At 47.6% G+C, this 2427-nt stretch carries 2 protein-coding genes; both read right to left on the bottom strand.

Annotation, left to right across the window (positions count from 1 at the left end; translation table 11 throughout):
• Positions 1–220 precede the first annotated feature (220 nt).
• The gene (locus tag B147_RS27845; RefSeq protein WP_083927847.1) at positions 221–622 is read right to left on the bottom strand and encodes an MFS transporter; all 402 of its coding nucleotides are present in this window, start codon (positions 620–622) and stop codon (positions 221–223) included.
• Positions 623–771: 149 nt separating this feature from the next.
• Entirely contained in the window at positions 772–1626 is an 855-nt protein-coding gene (locus B147_RS0107830; protein WP_020586662.1) for an aldo/keto reductase, read from the bottom strand.
• Between the last annotated feature and the right edge of the window lie 801 nt (positions 1627–2427).

The raw sequence follows: 2427 nt of genomic DNA, 5'->3' as shown, positions 1-2427 counted from the left end.
GCCTTCTGAAAGAAGGAAAGGCGGAATTTTCCCAAAAAGGAGTGGGCGGAACAACTTCGGCCGACCTTTTATTATTTATGCGTCAGCACTGTGTTTGAGAACGAAGAGTTGCGCGTTTTAAATAAAGGGGATTACCTCAATATTCCGGCCCATACAAAACATAAGGTTACCCGAACCGACCCAAATAACATAACAATTTGGTTAGCGGTCTTTTATTAGTTTAATGCAACGGTCTGTTGCCCCGGCGGCAACGAAGGTAAACTGCTATAAAAATCGAAAGGCCCGCTGCGACGGCACTGACTAAAAAAACGGATTCAAGTCCAAATTTTCCGGCCAGAAACCCCAGGCCGGGGCTTCCGAATCCCAGGGTGACATCGAGAAAGGCATTATAACACCCCATAGCAAGCCCCCGGTGTTCGACAGGGGCTCGCTTCAGCGCCTCAATGCCCAATCCGGGAAACACCAGGGAAAAACCGGCGCCCGCAACTGCAGCGCCCACCATAGCCACCGGGCCATGGGTGGTCGTGCCTATCATGATAAGACCTGCCGTCTGGAAAACAAGGCAATAAAGTGAGACCGTGGCACCACCGAACCGGTCGGGAAGGTGCCCGAAAAAGACCAGGTTTCAAATACAAAGCTTCCGGCCGGAGCCCCTGCGGCCAGGGCCGCAAACATGGACATGCCCACCCACGCGATCATCTTGGCCGACCGGTTCGCGTCCACCAGTTGAATGGCCCAAAGTATGGAACCTGTTATGACTCTCTTTAATAATTATTTGTACACCGGAAACACGCCGGCCTTTCCATAATCCTTGATCCGGGCCATGTTTTTTAACTGCGCCATATCTTCCTGGGTGATGATAAAATCCACATCTGCATTGTTTTTCATGTGTTCCGGGTTTCCCGTTTTGGGCAGGGCAATAAGGTCAAGCTGCAAAACATAACGGATACATAACTGGGGTAAGGAAACCCCGTATTTTTCCGCCATTGCTGCAAGTTCCGCATTTTTCAGCAGTTCGCCGTGTCCAATGGGGGAGTATGCCTCCACAAGGATGCCTTTTTCCTGACAATACCGGATCAGGGCCTGGGGCGTATTGGTGACATGGGCCAGAATCTGGTTGACCATGGGCGAAACAGAGCAGGATTCAAGGATATTTTCAATGTCGGGTTTTTGGAAGTTTGACACACCGATAGCGCGAAGCTTCCCTGCCTTGTATGCGTCTTCAAGGGCACGCCACGCTTCCCGGTTCCCTTCAAGAAAACGCTCTTTTCCGCCAAATTCAGCCCACGGCTGGGGGCTGTGGATAATCATCAGGTCGGCATGATCCAGGCTCATTTTTTCAAGAGAGCCGTCTATGGCGTGAACCGCCTCTTTGTAGGATTTTATTTCGGCGGCAAGCTTGGTGGTCACAAATAGTTCTTCTCTTTTTGCCCCACAGTTTTTCACTCCTTCTCCCACGCCCCGTTCATTTCCATAGGCCTGGGCGGTGTCAATGTGGGCATAACCGATTTTTACGGCCTCTTTTACCGCTTGTCCTGCGTCATCATCATTGATAAACCATGTGCCGAGACCCAGTTTCGGAATCTCAACCCCATTGGAGAGGGTAAACGTTTCTTTTAAGATCATCGTAATTTTCTCCTTGTTTAATTGATTGCCTGCCTCTGTTGTCCGGCAAGTCAATCTTGGTTTTGTTTAAAGATTTTGCTTATGTTCTAGAATTATATCAGTAACCTTCTTTGATACCTCATTTTAAGAGGATTCTTCATTGCTGTTCGGTTCGTCAAAAATCCAGGTTTTGGAAATTTAAAACTGATATAAGAAGTATACACCGCCTTAGGCAGATGCAATCACCTGATCGTCCACAATACTTGCCTGATAATCCAGGTGACAGGTAAAATAAGTGAGCCTTCATGGAAATTGATGACAATGCTGGGATCGAATGTTCATTGAAAATACACGATGGTCTTAGGATTGAACACCCTTGCCGTAATGGTGCGGTGAAAGATTAAGAAAAAAAGAATCGGCAGGATAGTCGACGGTAGTCTGTGTTAACGCGTTCTTGTATATAATGAACTTGCTTGCCAGCTGGACAATCAATCTGTTTGAAATATTATTTTATTTAAAATCAGACCTGACCCGGGCGCAATTTCTTTCAACGGCAAGGCCTGACTGCCTGAAAGGGATTGTTTGATTTGGTTTAGATCGATATTTTTCTTCCACGCCTGTCACACGGATATCATTGCCAACAGGGTTTTATTCGGTATGAATAATCTGACCGTCTCTTTATGGAAGACCTGCCGGAAAACCATGTTCCATTCCCTGAGTATGACTTCAGTGGGCGCATTCCCATTTTCCCGGTCATGCCGCCGGCATTGGATTGTGCGTGGTTGCCATGAGTTTCAAACAATCCCAACGCCCTGCTTTAAA

Source organism: Desulfobacter curvatus DSM 3379 (assembly GCF_000373985.1).
GTDB lineage: Bacteria > Desulfobacterota > Desulfobacteria > Desulfobacterales > Desulfobacteraceae > Desulfobacter > Desulfobacter curvatus.
This window is presented reverse-complemented; position numbering and strand designations above follow the sequence as displayed.

Bases quoted from the DNA above. Each gene is read 5' to 3' on its own strand.
- B147_RS0107830 (WP_020586662.1), bottom strand. From the start codon at position 1,626: ATGATCTTAAAAGAAACGTTTACCCTCTCCAATGGGGTTGAGATTCCG.